This window comes from Mesorhizobium montanum (assembly GCF_033977145.1).
Classification (GTDB): Bacteria; Pseudomonadota; Alphaproteobacteria; order Rhizobiales; family Rhizobiaceae; genus Mesorhizobium; species Mesorhizobium montanum.
This window is the reverse complement of the sequence record NZ_JAVIJF010000020.1, coordinates 122,056-148,237: the sequence shown is the minus strand read 5'-3', so window position 1 is coordinate 148,237 and position 26,182 is coordinate 122,056. Positions and strand designations below refer to the sequence as shown.

Below are 26,182 nucleotides of genomic sequence, written 5' to 3'. Positions count from 1 at the left end.
CCAGCGAAACGCCAGCGGCGCGCGCATCAATTGGATGTTCTCGACCGAACAGGCGCGCCTCAAATTGGCCAAAGCCTATCCAAAGCCCACCGCCAAAGAGTCATAATCTCTGTGCACAGGTACTAGTCCGCTTCGCGAATAGAGCGGCGCTACGATGCCAAGGGGTTTCCGAGTTCCTTCGTCACCAACACAAGAGTGGGATCGTCCGGGTAGGAACGCACGACGAAACCCATATTGCGTTCGAGTTCGATCGCGTCATGATTCTCACGGCTTTCGATCGATTCAATCGCCTTCAATCCGCTTCTTTCTGCCTGCTTCGCGATGAACGACAGCATCTCCCACCCGATGCCGCAGTCCCTATAGTCGGTGTGGACCGAAACCGCGACCTCACCCCGCTGGCCGTGACGATCGCAAGCCAGCATTGCGGTCGTGACCGGAAGGTTGCTGCCGGCGACAAAGCCGATATAGGTCTCGGTAGTGCGGTGATCGACGTCGATCATGGCCTGGATCTGGTCTGGGCGGACGGATTTTTGCCCCGACAGGAATCGGAAGTGCAAATCGTCTTCCCGAACCTGATGGAACAGTTCCTCAAGCGCTGTCTGGTCGCCCGGACCGGCGGTTCGCACAAGCAGTTTGAGCCCGGTGCGGGTGGTGATTTCCCAAGACTGATTGTGCATCTGATACCCTTTCGAGAGGTGACGACGCGCGTCCTGATGGCGCGCGATCGACGTATCCATAGATGACTGCGGTCACCGCTTCTTTGAGCTAGCTCAAAAGCGGTTCAAGGGATGTTCGGGCCTATCGACATTCCCTTTGGAGAGGGAGATGGACCTGTTGGCAGTCCTCGGAGACCGACGGAATCGGCCACCGCCCTGTGTGTGGCGCCAGATGGCTCAAGGAACTGAACCGGCTCCGTGAAGCCTGCTCTCAAGCTCACCCGCGGCGCCTTTGCTCACCCTGCTGGGCTCACCCTGCTGGGCTTGCCATTGTCAATTCAATCGGTGACTGGTCCGCCCGATCGGCAGAGATCAGCCAAGCGGCGAGTGCCCTCGAGTGTTTTTGAGCCTTCTGTCGAAGTCAGAACCCGCGACGAGTGCCATCAACGAGAAGGAGAAAATTGACGAAGAGGCCCAGACCATTTCCTTCAAAACTCGGATACTTATCCCTTAACGCTTAGTTCGGAATCGAAGAATTAGGCGTAAACCATTGATAAATAACGATAATGGTGGGCCCGGAGGGTGTGAGACTTGTACGGAAAATCAATGGTTTGGCGGATGGTTAGCCAACCCATATCGTTCGTATGATCTCGTATGGTGTGGCAAGCCTAGGAACCAGGAACAGGACTAGTTTTCATACAGCCGGTGTCTCTGCCTTATCCCACAAAAAGGCATGTCAACCAAGGCTATGAGAACTGTGAATGTTCGCCGAAGGCAGCCCATACCAGGAAGAGCTCTGCGCCGTTGGCGGTAACGGAAAGATAGAATGCCTGGTGCCCGGACCGGGACGCTTCTGGCCGCGGCATCCGGGAGCGTCGCCGGGGCCGCAGCTCATCGTCAGCCCGCGCCGTCCGCCGGGATCGCATCAGCTGGAGATCCCGGTCGATCCCCGGGTGCTCGAGGCAAGCGATCACAACGGCTCGACCTATTTCGAGCACGCCCGTTTTGTCGTCGCTATGCGCGGCAAGGCAATGTCGAGGTGATCTTGCAAGACGGATGGTGGGCCGTTGTCATGGGACTGGCTGCCCAAAGATCGGCCCGCGAAGGAACGCCGCCGCTGCGATCGCGGAAAGCTTTTTACGCAAAATCGCCGCTGATGAGACCGCCGCTATCGAGGTTTTCATGTCGCCGTCACGGCTTGATCCGCCATCTCGGCTGAGACCATCGCCGCCATTTCCTTGCAGGCCTTCAGGCCGCTTGCCTCTTCGATCGTCTCCAGCGGAGCGCGGACCCGCGACCAGACGGCGTCGCCGGTTTGCGCCGCCAAGACCGCCTTGACTGCCGGCACGACGGGCAGCTTGAGCAGTCTGTCGAGCAAGGCATCGATCAACGGATCGTCTTCGCCGCGTACCAGCTTCGCCACCAGCGCCGGCGCGAAATTGGCCACGCCACTGATTGCACCGCTGGCACCTTGCCTAACCGCCCTGGCCAGATGACCCTCATGGCCGACGAGAATGGCAAGATCGCGGTGCTCGGCAAGCAGCGCCGTAGTCTGGTCCCAGTCCCCACTTGAATCCTTGACGCCGGCTATAGCTTGCGGAAAGGCCGTACGAAGGCGTGCGACCAGTTTCGGGCCGATGCGCACGCCGGTAAGGGCCGGGATGTTGTAGAGGATGACATCGCGGCCTGCCGGGCCGGCACGCTCCAGAACCTCCGCGAACCAGCGATAGATGCCTTCTTCCGTCGGCTTCTTGAAATAGAAGGGGGGCGTCAGCAGGATGCCGCCGCTACCGGCCTCGAGCGATCGCCGGGCATGGTCGCCGGCGTCCTGCGACGACGGCCCGTAGATGCATTCGACCAGGTTGCCGGCATTGATTCCGGCGGTGGCCATGCGCTCATAGAGCGGTGCGCGGGCCGAGCCCGAGATGGAAATGCCTTCGCCGGTCGTGCCGAAGGCAGTCACCACCCGCATGCCTTCCCCGAGCAGATGTTTGGCATGAGCGGCGAAGCGCGACCAGTCGATTGCACCTTTATCATCGAACGGCGTTGTCAGCGCCGCGCTGACGCCGATTTTCTTGCGCATGGGATGATTGTCGAGCACTGGGGATATCCTTGGTCAGTTGGGAGATGTTTCGAGAAGCATTTGGCGCAGAGCGCCGAGATCGGCCGGGGTCCGCCCGGTGAAGATGCGGAAGGCGTCAATTCCTTGATGGAAGAAGAGTTCGTAACCGCTCAGCATCTTGAGGCCCGCCGCCTCCGCCTGCTGTTTGAACATCGTGTCGACCGGCGTATAGACGGCGTCGAACGCCCATCGCTGCGACCCGAGCAATTCCGCCGGCACAGGAGATCCCGGATATCCGATCATGCCGAGCGGCGTGCAGTTGACGATGCCTTCCGCTCCGTCCATCGCCGTGCGGATATCATTGCCGGATGACGTTTTGACGGCGCCGTCGGAGACTGCCGCGATCGCGGCGGCGAGCGATCGCGCCTTTCCGGCATCATTGTCGATGATGATCAGAGCGTCGGCCCCAAGCGCAAGCAGCCCGAAGGCCACGGCCTTGCCGACGCCACCGGCTCCGATGACGACGACGTTGCCCGGCGCCAAGCCGCCGAACGCCTCGCGATAGGCGGCGATGAAACCAGTATTATCGGTGTTGTAGCCGCTCGCGCCGTGCGGCCCGAACACCACCGTGTTGACCGAACCGATGCGTCTGGTCAGGTCGTCGTCTATGCGCAGCCTGGAGACCACCATCTCCTTGTAAGGATAGGTGACATTGATGCCGCGAATGCCGCTGTCACGGCAGGCATCGAACACGGCGTCGAAATCCTTGCCCATGTCGCGCGGGATGAAGAGGTCGTAGCTGACGTCCAGGCCGCTGAGCCGGCCGGCGAGACGATGCAGGTCCGGCGAACGCGACCGCTTTATGTTGTCGCCGATCAGCCCCAGTCTGACCGGCTCAGCCAGACCGGCGCTCCGGCGATCGTGCGGAGCCGTGCTCATCCCTGGTATCCGAACTGCCTCGGCAGCCACAGCACGATTTGCGGAAACAAGATCATCAGCAGCAACGCGACGACCAGCACACCGATGAACAGCCAGATCTCGCTGATAATTTCGCGCAATGGAATGCGCGTCGTTGCATTGATGACAAAGAGCACGACACCATAGGGTGGCGTGATCAGCCCGATCATGGTGTTGACCACTACGACGATGCCGAAATGCACCAGATCGATCCCGAGCAGCCGGCAGGTCGGGATGAACAGCGGTACGATGACGAGGATGATCGTCGATGCGTCAAGCAGGCAACCGAGCAGCAGCAGCAGGACATTGACCAGGAACATGAAGGCGAGCGGCGCAATGTTGAGACCTTGCAGCGAGGAGGCCAACTGCGCGGGAATGTTCTCGCTGGCAACGATGTAGTTGAAGATCAGCGCGCCGCCGATCACCAACCCGATCGCGGCCGACGAGCGCGCGCTTTCAGAGAGGATCGCATAGAGGTTGCGCCAGTTCAGCGCACGATAGAAGACGCCAGCAAGGATCAACGCGTAGGCGGCAGCCACCGCGGCGGCCTCGGTCGGCGTGGTCGCGCCACCGTAGATGCCGTAGAGCAAGATGACTGGCATCAGGAGCGCCGGAAACGCGTTGAGCGTCACTTTAGGCAGTTTGCGCAGCGGCACCGCCTCCTCGACGGCGAAATCACGCTTTCGCGCCAGCCATGCGTTGAGGCCCATCAGCACCGCGCCCATCAGCAGACCAGGCAGGATACCGCCGAGAAACAGGAAACCGATCGAGGCGTCCGAAACCAGCGCGTACATCACCATCGGGATCGACGGCGGGATGATCGGCCCGATGGTCGAAGCGGCGGCGGTGATGGCGGCGGCGTAGCCGCGCGGATAGCGGCCGTCCCTGGTCATCATCTCGATGATGATCTTGCCCAGCCCGGCGGCGTCGGCGACGGCCGAGCCGGACATGCCGGAAAAGATCACGTTGGCGACGACGTTGACGTGCCCGAGCCCGCCTCGCATACGGCCCACGATTGCCATACAGAACCGCAGCAGCCGCTCGCTGATCGTGCCGGCGTTCATGATGTTGGCGGCGACGATGAACAGCGGCACGGCCAGTATGATGAAGCCGTCATAGAGCCCCTGGATGATCTGTTCGGCGGCAAGCCCAAGATCCTGGCCCTTCACGGCAAGATAGACGATTGCCGCCACGATCATGGAATAGGCGACGGGCGTGCCGATCCCGGCAAGGACGAACAGCGCCAGCAGGCAAAGGGCGAAGGCGACGGTCACAGCGGCCCTGCCTCGTCATGCGGCTCCGGCGCGGCGCCGCGAACAAGCTGCCAGGCGCGCAAGGCGTATCGGACGATGACGGCGCCCGCGAAGAGGCCATAGACGCTGAATACGACGTCGAGCCGGATTCGCAGCGTGGCGCTCTTCTTGATCTTGTAGAAGGTGATGTAGTCGTATGTCGCCGGCAGCGCCGCCAGGAACCCGGCAACGATCGCCGCCGCCGAAATCAGCGCCAAGACACGCTGCGTGCGGCGGCTGGCGATCAGGTAGAACAGATCGAACGTCACATGGTCGCGCTCGGTGAGCACGAACGCCGAACTCCAGAACACCAGCCACAGCCACGTCGTCAGGCAGACCTCCAGTGTCCACCCAAGCGGGTCGTTGATCACGTAGCGCGTGAATATCTGCAGGATGAAGGCGCCGAACATGGCGGCGAGCAACGCCACCGCCACATTGTCGGCCCGGCCCTGCAACCAGCGGATGGTTGCCGACATCTGTCTTCCCCTGGTCAGAGAGCGTTGATCTTGTCGACCATGCCTTCCGGCCAGTCCTTGGCGAATTGCGATTCCAGATACGCCTTCTGCACATGGCTGCGAAAGGCCTCGAGATCAGGCGCGTAAACTTTCAACCCCTTGTCCTTGAAAAACTGCTCAAGCTCGGTCTCCAGCTTCAGCTGTTTCTGCCGTCCGGATTCGGCGGCATCGTCCGCCGCCTTTTGCACCGTCGCCTGCTGATCCGGTGTCAGGCCGTCCCAGACCTTCTTGGAGAAGGCAAGGTAGTTCAGGTCGACCAGATGGCTGGTCAGCACGATCTGCTTGGTGACCTCGTAGAATTTGGAGTCCTTGTCGGTCGGCAATGGATTGTCCTGGCCATCGATCGCGCCGGTCTGCAGTGCGGTATAGATTTCGGTGAAGGCGATCGGCACCGGGTTTGCGCCAAGCGCCGAGCCGAGGAACTGCCAGGCGTCCGTGCCCGGCATTCTGAGTTTCACGCCGGCGAGATCGGCTGGCGTCTTGATCTCCTTGTCGGTCCTCAGATTAAGCTGGCGGCGGCCGAGATACATGACCGTCAGGAGCTTGACGCCAAGCTCGCCCTCGACCTTCTTCTTCATCGGCTCCATGAAATCGGCAGCGAAGACTTTCTTCTGGTGCTCGGCGTCGCGATGCAGGTAACCGGCGGTGAAGATCGACCATTCCGGGTAGATCGTCGCCAGTTCCTGCGCCGAAGTGATCGACATTTCAAGGTTGCCGCGGGCAATCGCCTCGAGTTCGGTGCCCTGCTTGAACAATTCGGCATTCCAGTGCGGCTCGAATGTGGCGAAGCCGTTGACCGCAGGTGCGAAAACCTCGGTCAGCGCCACCGCTCGCTGGTCGCCCGGTGTTGCCGGCGACGACAGCCGCAGTGTGATCTTGTCCTGTGCGAGCGCCTTGGTCGCGCGAGCGCCAAGAATGCCGCCCGCTGCGACGGCCAATGCGGTGGCACGGAGAAACCGGCGGCGATCCATTGTTCTAGTCATGCTTTCCTCCCTGAATGCATGTTGCGGGCTGCGTCGCTCGCGGACCCGACAATGAAACATTGCATGACGCCAACTGCGCTTCAACCCATGAAATTATAGACATCAGAGATTTGCGATTTTATAGGACGATCCGGTTCTTGGGGCCGGCTCTCACTGCGACGAGGGCTGGCTTTGCACGCCAAAGGCAATTGCCGCCATCAGAAGGCCACGCGCGTCCACGAGCGGGTTGCGGTGGCGCGCAGAGGCCGCCACCTGGCCGGTCAGGCGGTCAAACCGTGCTTCACGCCGGCCTCGACATGGCGGCGAAGGATTGCCTGTGCGGTCGCCACATCCCGCGCCAGCGCCGCATCCAGCAATTGCTTGTGTTCGTCGGCCGCTATCTGCCCGCGGAAGGTCAGCGAAATCATTTGATATCGTAAGTATTTATCAAAAACGGCCGCATGCGTTTCCATCAGCGCGCGAGAACCGCAGGCCGAGATCAGCGACTGGTGGAATTCCCAGTCATAGCGTTTCCAGTCCTTGGTGACCGACCGATCGCCGCCGATCATCCGGATTTCCATCTGATGCAGCTTGTGATGGGCCGACACCACCCTGCCCTCCCAATCCATGTCGCCAGCGGCGAAAGACAATTCCATCGCATGGCATTCCAGTAATTGCCGCAGCGCCGCAATCTCCTTGAGATCCTCGGGCGAGACCGGCGCGACCTCGAAGCCCCGCTGCCCCTCCGCGACGACAAGTCCGTCGGAAGCCAAGCGATTGAGGATCTCCCGCAAGGTCGAAACGCTGGCGCCATAAAGGCCTTTCAGCTTGTCGAGTTTGAGCTTCTCGCCAGGGACAAGCCGGCCAAAGATTATGTCTGCCCTTATTTGGCGATAGGTTGTGTCGGATATTGTGGCGCCGGGAGCATTAGCTAGCATTTTGCAGGAATATCATAAATTTCCGAAAATACCATAGATCATGGGGATTCGCGGTGCGGCCACGGCATGCGCCGGGCTAGCGGCGAAATCCGCGTCAGAGAATGCCGCCGGAAGCGTGAACTGGACGCGTGATGGTTGAAAATGTTCGCGTCGTGCTATGTTACTTACAGGCTGCGGGCTTTCTTTGGCATCTTTGACGGCGCTTGCAACTCGGCCGGAAACGATTGCGAGAAGGCAGGCCTCAGCCAGCAAAGGGTGTCCCTTGCGTTATTGTCTAAGCATTTGACGTCGGCGGCGTGTCCACCATGTGTCCGTTGCCGCAAAGGGAGGAAAGACAATGGACGGAGAAGAGCATTCCAAATCAAGGCGAAGCTTTCTGAAGTCGAGCGGACTTGTCGCCGGGCTCACGGCGGCGACGGTAGCGGCTCCCTGGGTTCGCAAGGCCGGGGCTGCGGATACCATTACCTGGAAAATCCAGACCTCTTGGCCTGCGGGTGTCGGACTTGAAACCTTTCAGAACTGGTGCGGGACCATCAAGGACAAGACGGGAGGCCAACTCGTATTCCAGCCATTCAAGGCCAAGGACATCGTTGGCGATTTCGAGCTTCTCGACGGCGTGAAGAACGGAGTTCTCGAAGCGATGAACTCGTTCTCGCTCTACTGGGCCGGCAAGCTTCCGGCGACCGCTTTTCTTTCGTCCTACACGATGGGGCTGCGCTACCCGCACGAGTGGGACATCTTTTTCTATTCAAAGGGTGGCCTGCAGGCTGCACGCGACCTTTATGCCGCTCAGGGCCTTTACTATGTCAACCGCATTCATCACGGCCCGAACATCATCCATTCGAAGACGCCGATCCGTTCGATCGAGGATTTCCGGGACCTCAAGCTGCGCGTGCCGGGCGGCATGATCGCCGAGACATTCGCGAAGGCCGGCGCCAAAACGACGCTGCTGCCGGGCGGCGAGGTGTTCTCAGCGCTGGAGAAAGGCACGATCGATGCCGCCGACTACACGGGCCCGGCGGTGAACTGGGCGCTCGGCTTCCAGCAGGTGACCAAATACATTTCCATGGGGCCGCCTGGACTGATGTCGGTGTATCAACCCGTCGACCTGATGGACTTCGCCGTCAACATGAATGTCTGGAACCAGCTCCCGGACAATCTCAAGAAGTTCGTCGAAGACGAAATCCAGGTCTATTCGAACATCCATTTCGGAGCCATCCAGAAAGCCGACATGGAGACCTGGCAGAAATTCCTGGATGCCGGCATCGAAATCAATCGGCTTGGACCCGACGATCTGCAAAAGTTTCAGGAAATCGCCGTGCCGATCTGGTTCGAGTGGGCCAACAAGGACAAGGACGCGGCGCGCATCTTCAAGCTGCAGCTTGAAGTGATGGAAAACCCGACCGTGGGTTACGTTACACCGGACATGTATCAGGGGTTGTCGATCAATCTGTGAAGCCACTTGGCGTCCGCCGGTAACGGCGGACGCATTCTCCTTCAACAGGCGTTCGCCGATGCCTTCACTGACTTTTGTGCTGCCGCACTGGCTCTACTGGTCGAGCCTCGTGCTTTTTCCACTTGCCGCGGTTTTCTTTGTCTACCGCGAGCGGGCACGACGCGATGCCGGCCGCGCCAACCTGTTCCTCGCCTATTTCTTTCTGATCACTGCGGGTTTTCTCGGCATGCACCGTTTCTACCTGAAGAGCCGCTGGGGATTCTTGTTCATCCCCTTCTTCGTCGCCGTGCTCTGGACCAGTGGTCAGGTGCGTGACGGCCGCGAGACATTGTCACTGGCTCGGTCCCAGGCCGAGCACGCCGAGAGGACCTTGACGCATGCCAAGGCAGACGTTGCATCCGGCAAGACAGGTGCCGCCGATCGCCTTGTGAAAGCCGACGCCGATGCGGCGACCACGCGCGGCAACAACGCTGCCGCCATTGGTGCGCTCGCCCGCTCGAGCAGCCTTGCGCGAATTGCCGGAATTTTCCTCGGCCTCGTTCTCGCGGGCGACATCTTTCTGATCCCGGGCCTGGTTCGCCGCGCCCGCGAACGTGAGGGACAACCGGCCCCAACCGACGTCCACCCGCTTGTAACCGACGTGCCCGCCACACCCGTCAAGCGGCCGCTCGCTATCTTTCGGCCCGTTGATTGGCTGGTCAGGGTGACGGGCGAGTTGGTCGCTTACTGGGCGGTCCTCGCGGTCATCGCCTACTATTACGAGGTCGTGGCGCGTTACGTTTTCAATTCGCCGACCAACTGGGTGCATGAGAGCATGTTTCTCATGTTTGGCATGCAGTACATGCTGGCCGGAGCCTATGCCTATCGCGACGAAACCCATGTCAGGGTGGACATCGTCTACAGCCACCTCTCGGAACGCGGTCGTGCGATCTGCGACATCATCACCTCGGCCTTCTTCTTCCTGTTCAGCGGCACCATGCTGGTCACCGGATGGCGATTTGCGAGCGATGCTATGGCGGTTGGCGAACGCTCGTTCACCGAATGGGGCATTCAATACTGGCCGGTAAAGCTCGCGATCCCCATCGGGGCAGCGCTTTTGCTGCTTCAGGGTCTCTCCCGACTGATGCGGGACATAGCCATTGCCACCAGAAGGATCGGCTGAGCGATGGGTCTCGAGCTTCCGATCCTTTGGCTCAGCATATTGATGTTCGGGGGCCTGGGCGTGCTCTTGCTGCTTGGATTGCCGATGGCGTTCTGCACCGGCAGCCTTGCAGTGCTTTTCCTCTTTCTGTTCGGCAACTCGGCCATGCTGAACATGCTGCCGTCTCGGGTCTTCCCGTTCATGACGGATTATCAGCTCTCGGCGGTGCCGCTTTTCATCTTCATGGCCGCAATTCTCGAGAAGGCGGGTATCATCGAGGAATTGTTCGACGTCGTCTACAAATGGCTGGGCGGGCTGAAAGGAGGGCTCGCTTCGGCCACGGTGATCTCCTGCACGCTGCTGGCCGCGATGGTCGGCGTGGTCGGGGCGACGGAAGTAACGATGGGCATGATCGCGCTCCCCGCCATGCTGCGCCGCAACTACGACGCCAAGCTCGCCTGCGGCTCGCTTCTTGCAGGCGGGACCCTTGGCATTCTCATACCACCTTCCGTCATGGCGATCGTCTATGCCGTCGTCGCGCAGCAATCGCTGGGCGAGTTGCTGATCGGGTCAGTCTTTCCCGGGTTGCTGCTGTCCGGGATGTATGTCGCTTACGTGACGGCGCGCTGTTACATCAACCCCAAGCTCGGCCCGGCGTTGCCGCCGAACGAACGGATCGCCTTCGCCCAAAAAATCAGGCTTTTGCGCCGCACGTTCATGCCGATACTGCTGATCCTGCTTGTGCTCGGGGTCATCTTCATGGGCATTGCCACGCCTGTCGAGGCTGCCGGCATCGGTACGTTCGGTGCATTCATCGTCTGCGCCGCACACCGGCGCCTGACCTGGGGCACAATCCGCGAAGCGAGCGGATCGACCTTGAAGGCGACGGCGATGGTCATGTGGATATTCTTCGGCGCCACCATGTTCGTCGGCTTCTTCATCCTGAAGGGCGGGCAGAACTTCGTGGCCGAATCCATTCTTGGAACCGGTCTTGCGCCCTACGGCGTTCTGGTTCTGATGATGGTGATCCTTTTCGTCCTCGGCATGTTTCTGGACTGGGTGGGAATCCTCCTTCTGACCGTACCGATCTTTCTGCCCATCCTTAAGTCGCTTCAGTTCGGCGGCGCGTTTGGGTTCGCCGGCGTGGCTCCCGAAGACGTGCCGCTTTGGTATGGCGTCATATTCATGGTCAACATGCAGATGGCATTCCTGAGCCCACCGTTCGGCTATTCGCTGTTTTATCTGAAGAGTGTTGCGCCGCCGGAGATATCGATGGCAACGATTTTCCGATCCGCGGTCCCCTTCTTGTGTCTGCAAGCGATCGGAGTGAGCCTGTGCATTGTGTTCCCCTCGATCGTCGTGTGGCTGCCGAAGGTCATGTATGGAGGCAATTGACTCGGTAGATGCTGCTTAGCATTCGAGGCCGCCGGAACAATCGAATTTGATAGTTGCGATGTGCTCTAAAGCGCTGCGCCAGCCGCAGGGCCACCGGCCCTTCGGCGTCTCTGCAGCCAGAAAACGAGCCCGAACAGCAAGAGCGCTGGAAGCGCGAACCAGTAGCGTGACGGCCGGCTGTTCGGCACCATGACCCCTGTGATTTCGTCGCCCGGCTGCAGGCCGAACTTCGCCGCTTGGCTACCGAGCCGCACGATGCCGACTGTCATGGTATCGCCGAGTGCGCTCGCGGTCAGTCCGGCGCCCTCCAGCCGCTCGGCGGCATCCTTGCCTTCGGCGAGATCGAGCCTGATCAGCTTCTCGATCTCGTCGCCATTGATGTTGACCGTCTTCAACTTGAGACGAACCGCCTGCCCTGCGGACGTGGCATCGACGGTCTGGCTCAACTGCGACACGGGTTTTTCGATAAAGGGCTCATCGACCAGATCGAGCCAATAGCCTGGCCGAAACAGCGTGAAGCAGATCAGCAAGAGTGCAATCGCCTCGTACCACCGGTTGCGGACCAGAAACCAGTTCTGCGTCGCCGCCACGAAGGCGATCATTGCCAGCGCGGATGTGGCTATGACGAGGAGAAAATCCAGCGGGCCTTGGATGTCGATCATCAGCAGACCGTTGTTGAAGATGAAGATGAACGGTAAAAGCGCCGTCCTGATCTCGTATTTGAATCCCTGAAAGCCGGTCTTCACCGGATCGGCACCGGAAATCGCGGCGGCAGCGTACGCGGCAAGGCCGACAGGCGGCGTCACGTCGGCCATCAGCCCGAAATAGAAGACAAAAAGATGTACCGCCACCAGCGGCACGGCCAAGTCGTTCTGCGCCGCGAGATCAACCATCACCGGCGCCATCAGCGTCGCGACGACGACATAGCTGGCCGTGGTGGGCATGCCCATTCCCAGAATGAGGCAGATAACGGCGGTGAACAGCAGCATGACCATGAAGCTGCCGGCCGAAATGAATTCGACAAGTTCGGTCATCACCAGCCCGACGCCGGTCAGGAGCACCGTGCCGACGATGATGCCGGCAGTTGCCGTCGCGATGCCGACCGTGGTCATGTTGCGAGCGGCTGCCGACAGCCCCTCGACCAGATCGACCAAACCATCGCGCCAATGCGGCGCGAGATCTTGCTTGCGAAATAACGCTGTCAGCGGGCGCTGTGTGACAACCAATGCCATCAGGGCGGCGGAACCCCAGAAGGCGGAGAGACCGGGCGAAAGCTCCTCGACCATCAAGCACCAGATAAGGAGCACCACCGGCAGCAGGAAATGCAGCCCCGTCCGTGCCGTCTCGCCGAAATGCGGTATCTCCCGAATATCGCCCTTGAGGCTGTCCAGCGGCAGGTCGGGATGCCTTGCCCTGTAGGCGACGAGGCCGACATAGACAATGGCAAGGGCCGCCACGATCATCCAGGTCGCGGCGCTGCCGAAGATGGTCTTGGTCCAGCCGATGCCATAATAAACGAGCCCGGCGAGGATGACGAAGGCGCAGATGCCCATCAGCGAGCGCAGCGCCCCTTGCAAGGCGGGATGGCGGCTGCGCGACGGCAGGCCCTTCAATCCCATCTTCATCGCTTCGATGTCGACGATGTAGAAAAGTGAGCCGTAGGTCAGCAGGGCGGGAAAGAAGGCGTGCTTGACCACCTCGGCGTAGGAAATGCCGACATATTCAGCGATAAGGAAGGCAGCAGCCCCCATCACTGGCGGCATAATCTGCCCATTGACGCCGGCCGCGCATTCGATTGCCCCGGCCTTGACCGGCGTGTAGCCGACGCGCTTCATCAGGGGAATTGTGAAGGTGCCGGTGGTGACGACATTGGCGATCGACGATCCGGAGATCATGCCCGTCAGGCCGGAGGCGACGACGCCTGCCTTGGCGGGGCCGCCGCGATACTTGCCGAGGATGGAGAAGGCAAGCAGGATGAAATAGCCACCTGCCCCGGCACGCTCGAGCAGCGTTCCAAACAGCACGAACATGAAGACGACGTTGGTCGAAACACCAAGCGCGACGCCGAACACGCCCTCGGAGGTGAGCCACATCTGCGAGGCGGCACGCGACAGCGTGGCGCCCTTGTGCGCCAGCAGGCCGGGCATGTAGGGCCCGACGAAAATGTAGATCAACATCAGCCCGGCGATGACGGTGATGGCAGGACCGACGGCACGCCGGGCGGCTTCCATCAATACGACGATGCCGATGATGGAGACGACGAGGTCGGTGGTCGTGGGTAGCCCGGGCCGGCCGGCGATCTCGCTGTAGAAGACGACGAGGTAAAGCGCCGCGGCGGCGCCGGCTGCGGCAAGCACCCAGTCGGGCAGCGGAACGCGGCTGCGTGAGGAGCTTTTGAAGGCGGGGAAGGTGACGAGCGCCAGGAACATCGCAAAGGCTAGATGGATCGAGCGGGCAATCCCATCGCTGACGACACCGAAACCGAGCATGTACGGGATCGGCGAGGAGTACCAAAGCTGGAACAGCGACCAAGCCAGCGACACCGCCAGGACCAGATGCGCGGCAAGCCCGGTCGGCTTGCGGCCGCCGGTGTCCGCTTCCGCGACAATCTCGTTCAGCTTGTCGATATCGACGTCTTCAGGTGCTCCTGCCTTGCGGAACTGGTCCGTCATTGCTCCCCTCGACCATCTTGTTTTTCATTTTGGCCTTTTCGGTTCTGCAGCCGGACCGCCGCTTGGGCGGCCCGGCCCCGCTGAAGCTCAGAGCCAGCCTTTTTCCTTATAGTAGCGCTCCGCGCCGGGATGCAGCGGCGCGGAGAGGCCGGCCTTGATCATCTCCTTGGGGTCGAGATTGGCGAAAGCCGGATGCAGCTTCTTGAAGTCGTCAAAGTTTTCGAAAACAGCCTTGACCATTTCGTAGACTACATCGTCAGGGGTCTTGGCGCTCGTCACCACGGTGGCGCGCACGCCGAACGTCGTCGTCGGATCGGGATTGTTGGCGTACATGCCGCCGGGGATGGTCGCGATCGAATAATAGGGATGCGCCTTCACCAGCGCGTCGACGGCGGGACCGGTCAGCGGAATGAGCTTGGCGCCGCAAGCCGTCGTCGGGTCCTGAATCGCAGCGGACGGATGGCCGACGCCGTAGAAGAAGCCGTCGATCTTGTTGTCGCAAAGCGCACTGCCCTGCTCGTCGGCCTTGAGCTCCGCGGCGAGCGAAAAGTCCTTCAGCGTCCAGCCCATCTGCTTCAACAGCTCCTCCATCGAGGAGCGCGTGCCGGAGCCGGGATTGCCGACATTGAAGCGCTTGCCCTTGAAATCCTCGAAGGTCTTCACGCCCGCATCAGGCCGTGCCAGGACGGTGAAGGGCTCAGGGTGGACGGAGAAAACCGCGCGCAGATCCTTTACCGCCTTGCCGTCGAAATTGCCAACCCCATTGTAGGCCTGAAACTGCACGTCGGACTGGGTAAGGCCGAAATCGAGGTCGCCGGTGTTGATCGAATTGACGTTGAAAACCGAACCGCCTGTCGATTCGGTCGAGCAGCGTATGCCGGTCTTCTGCCTGTCCTTATTCATGAGCCGGCAAATGGCGCCGCCAACGGCATAATAGACGCCCGTCACGCCGCCGGTGCCTATGGTGATGAACTTCTGCTCGGCGAACGAAGGCGTGGCGGCAAGCAGGCATCCCGCCGTGCCCGCGACTATCAGGGTTTTCAGCAAATTACGCATTTCGACTTCCTCTCTGGTGGTTTGGTCCCGGCCTTGCGCCAGGCTCTGGTCAGACGCGTCCCGCCAAGTCGGGAGCGCGTAAGGATGCATCGATGCAGGCGCGACCGCCGCGGTCAAATATCTGGATGGCTTTGCCGCCAACGGCGATCGGAAGTGAACCCTTGGTGGTACATTGGAGAAGATGGGTCATTTCTTGCCGAGCCGCGGTTTCAGATGAACATTGAGCGCTGCATGGTGCTCGTCGGTACGTCGTATCTCAGCCAGCGCCTGCTCGCCGCCATGCCCGGCGACGACCGCTGCCAGGATTTCGGCAACGGCGAAGGCTGGCGCCATCGTGTGAAGGAAGGATGGGGTCTGCGTCGGAACGAGGATGACCTCCGCCGCGATCTGGGCGAGTGGCGCCACCTCGCTGTCGGTGATCGCAACAACGGGGACGCCGCGTCCGGCCGCATATTCGGCGACCTCGACCGTCTGACGCGTGTAGGGACGGACACTCGCCACGAGCAGCACATCGTCATCGGTGGCCCGGCCAATCGCGTCGGCACCGGTTCCGGCCACGCCATCGAGCAGCACGGATTTCTCGCCAACGAGCGACAGGACATAGTGGATGTGCCAGACGACAGGATGGCTGGAGCGCAGGCCGAGGCAATAGATCCGGCGCGCCGCCGACAGCCGTCTGGCCGCCGCCACGACGCGGTCCAGCATCTGCGGCCTGGCAAGCCGGGCGAACTGGGCGGCAAGCGAGTCCAGCATTTCGGAGGCTTGAGCGCGATCGCCTTTGAGTTTCTGGCTCCGCAGCTGGGCTCCCGCTTTTCCGGCAAAGCCGGGATATCCGATCCGCACCGCCGCCGCATAGGAATCGCGCACAACGTCGTATCCTTCGAAGCCGAGATACTGGGCCAGACGCGTCATGGTGGCCGGCTGCACGCCCGCCCGTCGCGCCTGCTCGCGCATGGAAAGAAGGGCCACGTCGCTCGGATTGTCGAGCATGTAGCGAGCCGCGGTCTGCAGCTGCGCCGACATACCCTCGAACTCGGCGACAATGCGTTCCGCCAGAGGCCCCTGATCCATCGTCGCAGTCTGCCGCGCTTCGATTTTGATTACAACAAGTGTTTCACGAGTTATCTTCGTGATCCAATTGTGCAACCATCGGTCTCCGCACGCGTCACGGGTTTCAACGGCGGCGTTCCGGGAGATGCTTTTCCATCGCTTGCCCGAACGCGACGCACTAGCGTCCAGCCGCGCATCGCCGGTTCGACCGCGAAAGCTCCCAAATTCCAGTCAACTGATCACGCCAGCCTCACTCCACCTCACATAATCGCGACTGGCTTGGAATAGTTTAGTGGCAGGCTCGGTATATGGGGCATCGAGGTGAAGTTTGTCCGCAATCACTATTTTGGAAAATTTCCGAACGCTCCAGCATATCGTCACAGGCGCTGGAGTGCGGGGGACGAACGTGAGCGCTCGAGGACCTGCGCCGGCGTGCTCGCGACCGAAAGTTCTGCCAATCGGGCCCGGCATCCCGCTGCCTTGTCTCCTAAGGTGGGTCGCCTCCGCGGAGGGGTCTCATCGTGTCGATCGATCGGTCGATTTCCGGCCATTGTCGGCCGGGCGGCGGAAATCAACCTGAAACAATGAGCGTATCTCAAAGGGAGGAAACCATGGCAAACGATCAAACACTGTCGCAACGCTTCGACGAATACCAACCGTCCAAGACACTCTGGTTTTGGTCGGTAGTGGGCGCTGCGGTGCTTACGATGATCGTCGGCTTCACAGCCGGCGGTTGGACGACTGCCGGAACGGCGTCGGAAATGGCGAAGACCTCGGCCATCAAGGCCAAGGCTGAACTGGCAGCAAATCTCTGTGTCGAGAAGTTCATCACAGCGTCGAACGCCAGCGATAATCTGGCTAAGCTCAAAGGAACCTCCTCATACCAGAGAGATAGTTTCATCAGCGACGGCGGGTGGGTGAAACTGGCCGGCGTGAAGAAGGATGTGCCGGGCGCCGCGGATCTGTGTGCCGACAAATTGGCCGCGATGGACACGATCCCGGTGAACAGCGTAGCTCAGGACAACACCAAGAGCTAATCGCCGATCCTTGATTTTCGCCCGGCGGCGCGAGTGTTTTGCTGGGCGGCCATCACGACGGAGGCATAGCGATGTATGAAGCGTGGTTTTCAAGGCCGGTGCCAGTCGCCACCGGCATATCCGGCGAGATCAAGAACCTTTCCAACGCCAATCAGGCGGTCGACCTGCTTAGCAAGCACTGGCGCAGTGCAGGAAGTCAGAAGCATCTGGCGGCGCTACGCGCCTGCCGCCAGGCCATGAATGGCGGTATTGCGGCTGACGTTGCCAGGAACGCATTGGTCGACGCGGCCCGAGAAGCGCACATGCTCGTCGAATAGGCTAAGGTTGCCATGATCGAGCTTGGAGCACCGTTAGGCTTCTTAGCGGTCCGGCGGCAGGTCAGACGTCAGTTGTGCAACGGACTCGTCCGTTTCGCTCTTACGATTGCATTGGTTGCGGCATCCGCCAGGACGACCGGGCTCCGAGCAGAAGCTGGCTCCCTTCCTCTGCCTCGTTTCGTCTCGCTGAAGGCTTCATCCGCCAATCTGCGTGTCGGACCCGGCATTGGGTATAATATTGAATGGGTCTTCAAACGACGGAGCATCCCCCTTGAGATCTATCAGGAGTACGGCAATTGGCGCCGGGTAAGGGATTGGGACGGAACCAGCGGGTGGATCTATGGTCCACTCCTGTCGGGGCGCAGGACCGGCATCGTCACGCCTTGGACAAAGGATCATGTTGCCCTGCACGCGAAGCCGGCCGCGGATAGCCCCGTCGCTGCCTGGCTCGAGCCTCGCGTCGAGGTCAAACTGACCCGGTGCGACGGGCAGTGGTGTGCAGTGGCGTCAGGTCCCTTAACGGGCTTCATGAAACAAGTCGGGCTGTGGGGCGTCTACCCCGGTGAAGTGCTCTAACTTGGTGGCTCTACATGGCCGACCGAAAGGTGTTGATTTCCGGCGGGGGGATTGCGGGGCCGGCTCTTGCCTTTTGGCTTGCGGCCGCCGGATTCCGGCCCACTTTGATCGAACAGGCGCCTCGATTGCGCGCGGGGGGTTATGTCATCGATTTTTGGGGTCTTGGCTATTGGATCGCGGAGAGGATGGGCCTGGAGGCAGACATCAATCGCGTAGGATATCATGTGCGCGAAATGCGCATCGTGAACGATAGCGGAAAGCGCGTCGCAGGCTTTGGCACGGACGTCTTCGGCGAGTTGACAAACGGCCGCTATGTGACCCTCGCACGCAGCGATCTCTCTCGCTTGCTGTTCGAAAAGATCGAAGACACAACCGAGATCATTTTCGGCAATGAGATCGCCGGGCTCGAGGAAAAGTCAGACGGCGTCCGCGTGCGACTGAAACATGGCGCCGAACGCGAATTTGATTTGGTGATTGGTGCCGATGGCTTGCATTCGGGCGTTCGGCGGCTCGCGTTCGGACCCCGGCATCAATTCGAGAAGAAACTCGGCTACGCGGTCGCGGCGTTTGAGGTCGAGGACTACCGGCCACGCGACGAGGACGTCTATTTGATGTACGGGCAGCCGGGACGAATGCTCGGCCGTTTCACGCTTCACCACAACCGCACGCTCTTCCTGTTCGTCTTTGCCGTCGACAGCGGCTCCCTGCCAAAAGCGTTGGACACCCAAAAGCAGATGCTGCGAGAAAAATACGAAGATGGCGGGTGGGAATGCGCTCACATCCTGGAGGAGTTAGGTCGTGCTGACGAGCTCTATTTCGACAGCGTCAGCCAGATCAGGATGAACAGCTGGTCGCAAGGTCGGGTAGCCCTCACCGGCGATGCCGCGTTTTGCGTTTCCCTGCTGGCGGGACAGGGTTCGGCCCTGGCGATCATTTCAGCCTACGTGCTGGCAGGCGAACTCCTGGAAGCCGACGGACGGCATCAGGAGGGCTTCCTCAAGTACGAGGCGTTCTTGCGGGAGTACATCCAAACCAAACAGCAGGGCGCAGCGCGATTTGCCACCGCCTTGGCGCCCAGGACACAACTCGGACTTTTATTCCGCAACTTGGTGACAAAGGCATTTGCAATACCCGGTCTGGCGCGCTCGGTGATCGGGAAGGAAATTGCCGACGAAATACAGCTACCTGACTATCGGTGGCCGTCGCTTAAGACCTGACGATCACGAGCCACAACGCAGCGCCTCAAGAGCTGCCGAACCAACTGCTCCAACTGCCCGATCTGGTGGACCAGTCAAACGAACATGTCGGCAACGTCCAGCCGCACGCGCAAGACACCCCGCCTTTCTTCGGCCCACATGCGCGCAATCATCGTGGCCCGTCGCCAAGCTCGAAGCCGGTCTTCCGTCGGCTCGAAACGCTGAAAAGAGATAGCGAGACAATCCCGTGAATATGCTGACTGCCATCGCCTTGACGTTTGTCGCAGTCATAGGATCATCTTCCCTTCACTACGAGGCAATCCAACGCCTCGACAGATTGGCGCGCAGGTCAGCCGGCGCTTACCCCGCGCTGCTTTTCGTCATCTGTGGCTTGGTCGGTCTTCATCTTCTGGAGATCGGGATCTATGCCGCTATATTTCACCTCGCGGACCGGACCCTTGCTCTCGGTGATTTCGATGGAAAGGCCTTTCCGTCGAACATGGACTATTTTTACTATGCAGCAGAGGCTTACGCCTCTCTCGGCTACAACAATGTGATACCGATCGGTGAAATGCGGCTTGTCACGTCTATAGCACCGCTGAACGGGCTGTTGCTGCTGACGTGGTCAGGATCGTTTCTTTTTTCGCTGGTGGAGGATTGGCGAGGGAAGGGAAAATAGCTCCGCCATTCCTGGTGGCAGCTGGCTCTCAATTGGTTCCGAATTGAGCACCTATTGATCGGCAATTAAGTAGGCAGCAGCCAGTTTCTGGACTGGCTTTCGCAAAGCCATGTCGCGCAATCCGAAAAACGCATTGCAGCCGGTTGGCAAAGCGATCGGCGACCTTCGCCATCACAGCTTATTACGAATTGGCACAAATCCGTGAGCTCTACCCTTCAAGGTTAGAATCGCCCCACTCATGCCACAAAGGAAGCAGTCCTTCCTAATGCGCAAAGTCGCCAAGGCTTTGCAAGACAACAATAATTTCTCATCTGCGAGCGGGAGGTATCCATGATTCCTGCGGGTATTCGTGCGCCCTTTTCAAACCCAACCACCTACATCGTCACAGCTCTTTTAGCGGTCGGCCTCGCCTCAACCGCCCATCAGGCATACGCACAGACCGCAGCCGCGGGTGCCGCGAGCCAAGCGCCGTCCGGCTTGTGGCTGACCACGCCCTATCCGGAATTCTCAGCTCAACTCGGCAAGGATGTCACTGTCCCCTTGAGCCTGGCGAACCATGGACTGCCGCCGCAGCGTGTCGAGCTCGGCGTCGATGGATTGCCTGACGGATGGAAGTGGGAGATCGACGGCGGTGGCAAACCCGTGACCGCGGCAATCGCCGGATCTGACGGTACGATTGGCTTGACGTTGAAATTGACGCCGCCGACAGGTGATGCAGACAAGGCGGTAGACTTTGCCGTCTCAGGCAAAGCCGCCACGGAGGCTCTGAAATTGCCGATGGTGATGACGCTTGCCAAGACCGAGCCGGCGAAGCTGACTCTGGAACCCAAGCTTCCCGCGCTTCGCGGCACCGCCAAATCGGCCTTTGACTTCCAGGTCGACATCAAGAACGAGGGCCAGGAAGATTCGACCGTCAACCTTCTTTCGAAGGCGCCGCCCGGCTTCCAGGTGACCTTCAAGCAGGGTTACGGCTCGCAGGAACTGACCAGCCTGCCGCTGAAGGCAGGAGAATCCAAAACACTCTCCGTCAGCGTCCAGCCACCGGACAGCGCGCAGGCCGGCCAGTATCCGGTTGCGGTCGCTGCCAGTGGCGGCAACGCCAGCGCCGACACCAGACTGCTGCTCGACATCACCGGCAGGCCATCCGTCTCCCTTTCAGGCCCGCAGGGGCGGCTCTCGGGAGATGCTACCGCGGGCCAGGAGCGAACCTTCACGTTCACGCTGTCCAACAGCGGGTCGGCTCCGGCCCGCGACCTGAAGCTTTCGGCAAGCCCGCCATCCGGCTGGAAGGTCACTTTCAATCCAGAGAAGGTGGATGAGATTGCACCCGGCGGGACATCCGATGTCGGCGTGTCGATGACGCCTTCGACGCAAGCCATCGCCGGCGACTATATGGTCTCGGTCCGCGCCAATGGCGAGGGCGCATCCGATAGCGCCAATTTCCGGGTGACGGTAAGGACTTCCACGCTGTGGGGCATGACCGGCCTCGGCGTCATCGGGGCTTCCGCGCTGATGCTCGCCTTCGCCGTAACGCGGTATGGTCGCCGATGAGCCCGGTTATAGAAGCGCGCGGCCTCGTCAAGCGTTACGGTCGGTTTCCGGCGGTTGACGGCATCGATCTCGCTGTGGAGAAGGGCGAGGTCTTCGGCCTGCTCGGCCCGAATGGTTCGGGGAAGACCACAACGATCCTGCTGCTGCTCGGGCTCACTGAGCCGACTGCCGGTTCGATCCGCGTTCTGGGGCTCGATCCCCTGCGTCAGCCGCTGGCGGTCAAACGCCGGGTCGGTTACCTGCCGGACCAGATTGGCTTCTATGACCACCTGACCGCATGGGAAAATCTCGCCTATACGGCAAGGCTGGCAGGCCTGGTCTCGGCGGAGGCGGACAAGCGCATTGCGGGCGCATTGGAGCGAGTGCGCCTGGCCGAGGTTGCCCATCGTCGAGTTGCCACCTTCTCGCACGGCATGCGCCAGCGGCTCGGGCTTGCCGAAGTGCTGGTCAAGCAGGCCGAAATCGCCATCCTCGACGAACCGACGTCGGGCCTCGACCCGCAATCGACGCAGGAACTGCTGGGCTTGATCCGGGAACTGGCCGCCGAGGCTGTGACGTTCGTGCTGTCCTCGCATCTGCTCGCGATGATGCAGACGATTTGCAGCCGTGTCGCACTTTTCCGAAACGGTCGCATCGGCCTCATCGGCAAGGTCGAGGGCCTCACCTCGGAGGTCCTTGGCGGCACGCATATGGTCGAGCTCGAGGCAGAGAACGCCGATCTGGTCAAAGTACTGGCCGGGGCCCCCCACATATCTGGCTTGGCGCCCTTGAAGGAGGGACGCTGGCGTGTCGACGCCGACGCGGACGTCAGGGCCGACATTGCCCGTCGCATCGTTGACGCCGGCGGAGCGCTTCATTCCATGACCATTCGCCGGGCCACTCTCGACGAAGTCTATGTCCGCTTTTTCGAAGGAGAGAACCATGACGTCGCGGCGTGAAGGATCGCCGTTCGCCGGCTTGTCGACAATTGCACTCAAGGAAGCTGCCGATCATATGAACAGCATCCGCATCCAGCTGGTGATGCTGCTGGTGCTGCTCACGGCAGTCGGGTCTGTCTATGCCGCCATCGGCCAGATCAAGGCCACCATCGGCGAGGACCAGTTCCTGTTCCTGCGCCTGTTCACCACCGCGCAGCAGCCGCTGCCGTCCTTCGTCTTCTTCCTCGGCTTCCTGATTCCCCTGGTGGCGATCGCGCTGGGTTTCGACGCCATCAACGGTGAATACAGCCGCCGCACGCTGTCGCGCATCCTGTCGCAGCCGATCTACCGCGACGCGCTTCTCACCGGCAAATTCCTGGGCGGGTTGCTGGTCATCGCTATCTGCCTGCTGGCTCTGTGGTTGCTGGTCACAGGTCTTGGCATACTGCTGCTCGGACTGCCGCCCAGCGGCGAGGAGATCGCACGTGGCCTTGCCTTCCTGTTTGCCTCTTTCGTCTATGCCGGCGTCTGGCTGGCGGTCGCAATGGCCTTCTCTACGGTCGTCAAATCGCCGGCGACATCGGCCCTGTGCGCGCTCACCGCATGGCTGCTGTTCACGGTATTCTGGCCGATGCTGGCGCCGCTGATCGCAGGCGCTGTTGCCCCGATCGACCCTCTCGATCCGATGACCGCGGTTCATCAGATCGAAATCCAGCAGGCCATCGCCCGCATCTCGCCCAACACACTCTACGGCGAGGCCACCCTTGCCTTGCTCAATCCGGCAACGCGCTCGCTCGGCCTGCTGTTGACTAGCCAGCTGAGCGGGGCGCTGATGGGAGCGCCCCTGCCCTTCTCTCTGAGCGTGGCACTGATCTGGCCGCAACTCGCCGGCTTGATCGCGACGCTTCTGTTGCTGTTCACCGTCGCCTACGTCTCGTTCCAGCGGCAAGAAATTAGGGCATGAGGATGTCAGTTGTCGCCTAGGTGTTTGATCCCTGGCTTTAATGGTGCGATCTTTTCCGCTGAATGGAAGGATGCACTATGGGACAAGTTCTGCGCGGCCGCGCCACGACGACAGAGGCAACCCGTCGAGCAATACAAATAGTCAAGAGAGCCTGAGGGCTCTGGCCAAGCGCTACGGGATCAATCAGAAGACAGTTCTCAAGTGGAAGGGCCGGACCTCGACTGCCGATCTTCGACCGGCCCCAGAGAGCCGCGCTCGACGGTGTTGTCGCTTGAAGAGGAAGCTTTCGGCCGATTTTCCCCAGGCCGACGCCACAGCTCGGGCCGACTGCTATCGCGGATAGATCCGGATGCCCTCGGCCACCGAATTGGCGACATGTTCGCGTGTAATGACGCCGACGACATCGGAGGCCCGCGGGATGCCGCGTCCGCTCACGACCACCGCCATGAAGGCATTCCTGCGCCATATTCGCTCTATGACATCGGAGGCGACGGTGTCTCCGCCCACCACGGTGAAGTCCCGGCTGGCGATGTCGCCGAGGGTCACGCCGGTGCGGGCGCCTTCCAGACCGCGCCGCAGACCTGTATTGACGCGCAGGACGCCATAGATCTGGTCACCCTTGGTGACCACCACGTGGCGAAGGCGGCCCTCCTCTTCGTGCTCGCGCAGGAAGTCATCGAAGTCCTGCTCGGTCGGGAGAACCATGATGTCGGCATCCATGACCTCGTGGGCATGGCGCACCAGGAACATGTTGGCATGCAGCGCCTTGGGGATGGCGCGGCCACGGCGCACCAGCTTGAGCGTGTAAATGTTCTCGCGCGACAACAACCGCCGCACACCGACGCTGGTCGCGACCGCAAGGATCATCGGCATGACAATGTCGTATTCGCGCGTCATCTCGAAGGTCATGGTGACGGCGGTCATCACAGCGCCCGTGCCGCCGCCGACCATGGCGCCCATACCGACCATGGCGAAGGCCGGAATGCTGACTGGGACGGGAACACCGATTGCCTGCAGCAGCGCCGCGAACCCACCGCCGAGCGTAGCGCCCATAAACAACGAAGGAGAGAAGATGCCGCCGGACGAACCCCCGCCAAGGCTGACAGATGTGGCCACCACTTTGCAGATGAAAAGCAAGACCAGCAGCCAGACGATGGATGTGTGGCCGGTCAGGATGCTTTCGATCGTGGCATAGCCGACGCCGTCCACGTAGTACTGGCCGAGCGTGACGAAGAGGACGTACATCAGCACACCGAGCGCCAGCATACCGATCACATGGCGTGTATAGCGGCCAGGGATCTTATCGAACCAGTCTTCGGCCAGGTGCAGGCCGCGGATGAAACCGGCTGCCGCTACACCCATCAGGCCACCCAGGGCGGCATAAAGGACCAGCAGCATGATTGCGTTGGCATCGGCAGGCAGCGCCTGTAGCGGAGGCACAAGAAAAGCCGGTTGCTGGCCGAAGAACCAGCGCCCAACAAAGGTCGCCGTGCCGGTCGCGATCGCCACCGGCAGGAAGGTGTTGACGCTCACTTCCGGCATCATCAGTTCGATGGCGAACATCACGCCGCCGATCGGCGTGTTGAAAGTGGCTGCAATGCCAGCGCCGGCACCGGAAGCGACCATGGCGATCCGCTGACCGATCGGCATGCTGATGATCTGTCCGAGCGTCGAGCCAAGCGCCGAGCCGATCTGGATGATAGGCCCCTCGCGCCCCACCGAGGACCCCGAGCCGATAGCGACGGCTGAGGCCAACGATTTTACCAGCGCCACGATCGGCCGGATTTTCCCTTCCTTGTAGTAGATGGCATCCATTACTTCGGGCACGCCATGGCCCTTGGCCTCCGGCGCGAAGTTGGACACGAGAAAGGTGACAATGACCGCGCCGACAACAGGGGCGAGGATAACGAACGGACCCCACCGGCTCGGCGCGGTGAAGATGTTGGCGTCGTAGGCGACGACGAACGTGCCGTTGAAGAACAAATTGTGCAGCAGCCCGATCAGGTCGCGAAAGACCACCGCGCCCAGTCCGGTGACGATACCGAGCCCCAGCGCCAGAAGCGAGAGGGCAAGCAGGCTCAGCCGATGGCTTTCCTCATCGACCGGCAATGTTTCGATAGACGAGGTATCCCCAAGCTTCACTGCCGGACTTTCTGACCTATTCAACGCAGGCATATCGTTCCTTGCCATGGGGCTGCAGCGGACGAACGCCAGCCAAATCCGCTGGCCTTTTGGGCAGCAATCGAATATGTCATGGCATGACATAAAATAACAGGATTGAGAAGAGTGGCGGATCCCGAACGATCGGCACTTGGCGACTTAGCGCGTGAAAACCGTGCGGCACGCCGTCGCGTCGAGGCCATCGATCCGGCTGTTGCCGCGCCGCTTGACGATAGCGTCTATGAAGGACTGGCGGGATTTCGCGGGGCGATGCGGCGGTTTCTCGCCTTCAGCGAAGCCAAGCTGACTGCTGCCGGCATCACCTCCCAGCAATATCAGGCAATGCTTGTGATCAAGGTGCATCCGACCGGGGCGATCATGATCCGGGATCTCGCCGGGGAAATGCTCCTGCAGCCGAATGGAGCGGTGCAACTGGTGGATCGCCTGGTGAACGCTGGCCTGGTCGAACGCCGGCAGTCTCCTGACGATCGTCGTAGCGTCCTCGTCACTATGACCGCTGAAGGCAGCCGCCTGCTTGAGCTGCTTGCTGCCGACCACATGCGGGAAATGCTGCGGCAGGAGCCGCTGCTGGCGGAATCCCTGAGGTGCCTGAGGCATCTGGGCCGGTGACGC

The 26,182-nt window shown here is 60.9% G+C and carries 24 protein-coding genes and 1 pseudogene; 14 read left to right on the top strand and 11 right to left on the bottom strand.

Translation table 11 applies throughout. From position 1 onward, the window contains the following. Positions 1–149 precede the first annotated feature (149 nt). Positions 150–737, bottom strand: coding sequence for a GNAT family N-acetyltransferase (locus tag RFM68_RS25400; protein WP_320235776.1), 588 nt, complete (start codon positions 735–737; stop codon positions 150–152). Between the two features lie 680 nt (positions 738–1,417). On the opposite strand from RFM68_RS25400, the gene RFM68_RS25395 reads away from it, so the two are divergent. Beyond that, a complete protein-coding gene (locus RFM68_RS25395) occupies positions 1,418–1,699 on the top strand; it encodes a hypothetical protein (protein WP_320235775.1) in 282 nt (93 codons plus the stop codon). Positions 1,700–1,836: 137 nt separating this feature from the next. On the opposite strand, the gene RFM68_RS25390 is transcribed toward RFM68_RS25395, so the two are convergent. The 6 genes from RFM68_RS25390 to RFM68_RS25365 form a co-directional block, all read right to left on the bottom strand. Further along, positions 1,837–2,757, bottom strand: a complete 921-nt coding sequence (locus tag RFM68_RS25390; protein ID WP_320235774.1) for a dihydrodipicolinate synthase family protein — start codon at positions 2,755–2,757, stop codon at positions 1,837–1,839. A gap of 15 nt (positions 2,758–2,772) precedes the next feature. After that, positions 2,773–3,657 carry a shikimate dehydrogenase family protein gene (locus tag RFM68_RS25385; protein WP_320235773.1) on the bottom strand — a complete coding sequence of 295 codons (885 nt, stop codon included), beginning with the start codon at positions 3,655–3,657 and terminating at the stop codon, positions 2,773–2,775. Beyond that, positions 3,654–4,949 (bottom strand): TRAP transporter large permease, encoded by a 1,296-nt coding sequence (locus tag RFM68_RS25380; RefSeq protein ID WP_320235772.1) that lies wholly within the window; start codon positions 4,947–4,949, stop codon positions 3,654–3,656. The genes RFM68_RS25385 and RFM68_RS25380 overlap by 4 nt, the downstream gene beginning before the upstream one ends. Further along, positions 4,946–5,443 (bottom strand): TRAP transporter small permease, encoded by a 498-nt coding sequence (locus tag RFM68_RS25375; protein WP_320235771.1) that lies wholly within the window; start codon positions 5,441–5,443, stop codon positions 4,946–4,948. Before RFM68_RS25375 ends, RFM68_RS25380 begins: the two co-directional genes overlap by 4 nt. Before the next feature lie 14 nt (positions 5,444–5,457). Then, positions 5,458–6,465 carry a sialic acid TRAP transporter substrate-binding protein SiaP gene (locus tag RFM68_RS25370; protein WP_320235770.1) on the bottom strand — a complete coding sequence of 336 codons (1,008 nt, stop codon included), beginning with the start codon at positions 6,463–6,465 and terminating at the stop codon, positions 5,458–5,460. 260 nt (positions 6,466–6,725) lie between these two features. Then, a complete protein-coding gene (locus RFM68_RS25365) occupies positions 6,726–7,382 on the bottom strand; it encodes a GntR family transcriptional regulator (protein ID WP_320235769.1) in 657 nt (218 codons plus the stop codon). Between the two features lie 337 nt (positions 7,383–7,719). On the opposite strand from RFM68_RS25365, the gene dctP reads away from it, so the two are divergent. The 3 genes from dctP to RFM68_RS25350 are packed head-to-tail and all read left to right on the top strand — an operon-like array spanning position 7,720 to position 11,374. Next, positions 7,720–8,838, top strand: coding sequence for a TRAP transporter substrate-binding protein DctP (gene dctP, locus RFM68_RS25360; protein WP_320235768.1), 1,119 nt, complete (start codon positions 7,720–7,722; stop codon positions 8,836–8,838). A gap of 58 nt (positions 8,839–8,896) precedes the next feature. Continuing rightward, positions 8,897–10,000 carry a TRAP transporter small permease subunit gene (locus RFM68_RS25355; protein ID WP_320235767.1) on the top strand — a complete coding sequence of 368 codons (1,104 nt, stop codon included), beginning with the start codon at positions 8,897–8,899 and terminating at the stop codon, positions 9,998–10,000. A gap of 3 nt (positions 10,001–10,003) precedes the next feature. After that, on the top strand, positions 10,004–11,374 hold the full coding sequence (locus RFM68_RS25350) for a TRAP transporter large permease (protein ID WP_320235766.1): 1,371 nt from the start codon (positions 10,004–10,006) through the stop codon (positions 11,372–11,374). Positions 11,375–11,439: 65 nt separating this feature from the next. Here the strand turns inward: RFM68_RS25350 and RFM68_RS25345 are convergent, their stop codons facing one another. From RFM68_RS25345 to RFM68_RS25335, 3 genes are all read right to left on the bottom strand, one after another. Then, positions 11,440–14,046 carry a TRAP transporter permease gene (locus RFM68_RS25345; protein ID WP_320235765.1) on the bottom strand — a complete coding sequence of 869 codons (2,607 nt, stop codon included), beginning with the start codon at positions 14,044–14,046 and terminating at the stop codon, positions 11,440–11,442. A gap of 87 nt (positions 14,047–14,133) precedes the next feature. Further along, complete coding sequence (locus RFM68_RS25340; RefSeq protein WP_320235764.1) at positions 14,134–15,102, bottom strand: TAXI family TRAP transporter solute-binding subunit; 969 nt, start codon at positions 15,100–15,102, stop codon at positions 14,134–14,136. A 186-nt stretch (positions 15,103–15,288) separates the two neighbouring features. Continuing rightward, positions 15,289–16,173, bottom strand: a complete 885-nt coding sequence (locus tag RFM68_RS25335) for a MurR/RpiR family transcriptional regulator (RefSeq protein ID WP_320235763.1) — start codon at positions 16,171–16,173, stop codon at positions 15,289–15,291. Positions 16,174–16,763: 590 nt separating this feature from the next. On the opposite strand from RFM68_RS25335, the gene RFM68_RS25330 reads away from it, so the two are divergent. From RFM68_RS25330 to RFM68_RS25290, 9 genes and pseudogenes are all read left to right on the top strand, one after another. After that, a complete protein-coding gene (locus tag RFM68_RS25330; RefSeq protein ID WP_320235762.1) occupies positions 16,764–17,189 on the top strand; it encodes a hypothetical protein in 426 nt (141 codons plus the stop codon). A gap of 71 nt (positions 17,190–17,260) precedes the next feature. Next, entirely contained in the window at positions 17,261–17,506 is a 246-nt protein-coding gene (locus tag RFM68_RS25325; RefSeq protein WP_320235761.1) for a DUF982 domain-containing protein, read from the top strand. Between the two features lie 12 nt (positions 17,507–17,518). Then, a complete protein-coding gene (locus RFM68_RS25320) occupies positions 17,519–18,082 on the top strand; it encodes an SH3 domain-containing protein (RefSeq protein WP_320235760.1) in 564 nt (187 codons plus the stop codon). 14 nt (positions 18,083–18,096) lie between these two features. Next, positions 18,097–19,299 carry an FAD-binding domain gene (locus tag RFM68_RS25315; protein WP_320235759.1) on the top strand — a complete coding sequence of 401 codons (1,203 nt, stop codon included), beginning with the start codon at positions 18,097–18,099 and terminating at the stop codon, positions 19,297–19,299. A gap of 232 nt (positions 19,300–19,531) precedes the next feature. Further along, complete coding sequence (locus RFM68_RS25310) at positions 19,532–19,957, top strand: ion channel (RefSeq protein WP_320235779.1); 426 nt, start codon at positions 19,532–19,534, stop codon at positions 19,955–19,957. 330 nt (positions 19,958–20,287) lie between these two features. Beyond that, positions 20,288–21,508, top strand: coding sequence for a COG1470 family protein (locus RFM68_RS25305; RefSeq protein WP_320235758.1), 1,221 nt, complete (start codon positions 20,288–20,290; stop codon positions 21,506–21,508). Beyond that, positions 21,505–22,446: an ABC transporter ATP-binding protein gene (locus tag RFM68_RS25300; RefSeq protein ID WP_320235757.1), complete on the top strand. Its 942-nt coding sequence runs from the start codon at positions 21,505–21,507 to the stop codon at positions 22,444–22,446. Before RFM68_RS25305 ends, RFM68_RS25300 begins: the two co-directional genes overlap by 4 nt. Further along, a complete protein-coding gene (locus tag RFM68_RS25295) occupies positions 22,430–23,389 on the top strand; it encodes an ABC transporter permease (protein WP_320235756.1) in 960 nt (319 codons plus the stop codon). The genes RFM68_RS25300 and RFM68_RS25295 overlap by 17 nt, the downstream gene beginning before the upstream one ends. Before the next feature lie 77 nt (positions 23,390–23,466). Beyond that, positions 23,467–23,674, top strand: a pseudogene (locus RFM68_RS25290) (IS481 family transposase); the annotation flags it as partial. A 45-nt stretch (positions 23,675–23,719) separates the two neighbouring features. Here the strand turns inward: RFM68_RS25290 and RFM68_RS25285 are convergent. After that, the gene (locus RFM68_RS25285; protein WP_320235755.1) at positions 23,720–25,654 is read right to left on the bottom strand and encodes a chloride channel protein; all 1,935 of its coding nucleotides are present in this window, start codon (positions 25,652–25,654) and stop codon (positions 23,720–23,722) included. A 21-nt stretch (positions 25,655–25,675) separates the two neighbouring features. Here RFM68_RS25285 and RFM68_RS25280 point away from each other — a divergent pair, with 21 nt between their 5' ends. Beyond that, positions 25,676–26,179 (top strand): MarR family winged helix-turn-helix transcriptional regulator, encoded by a 504-nt coding sequence (locus RFM68_RS25280; protein WP_320235754.1) that lies wholly within the window; start codon positions 25,676–25,678, stop codon positions 26,177–26,179. Positions 26,180–26,182 lie beyond the last annotated feature (3 nt).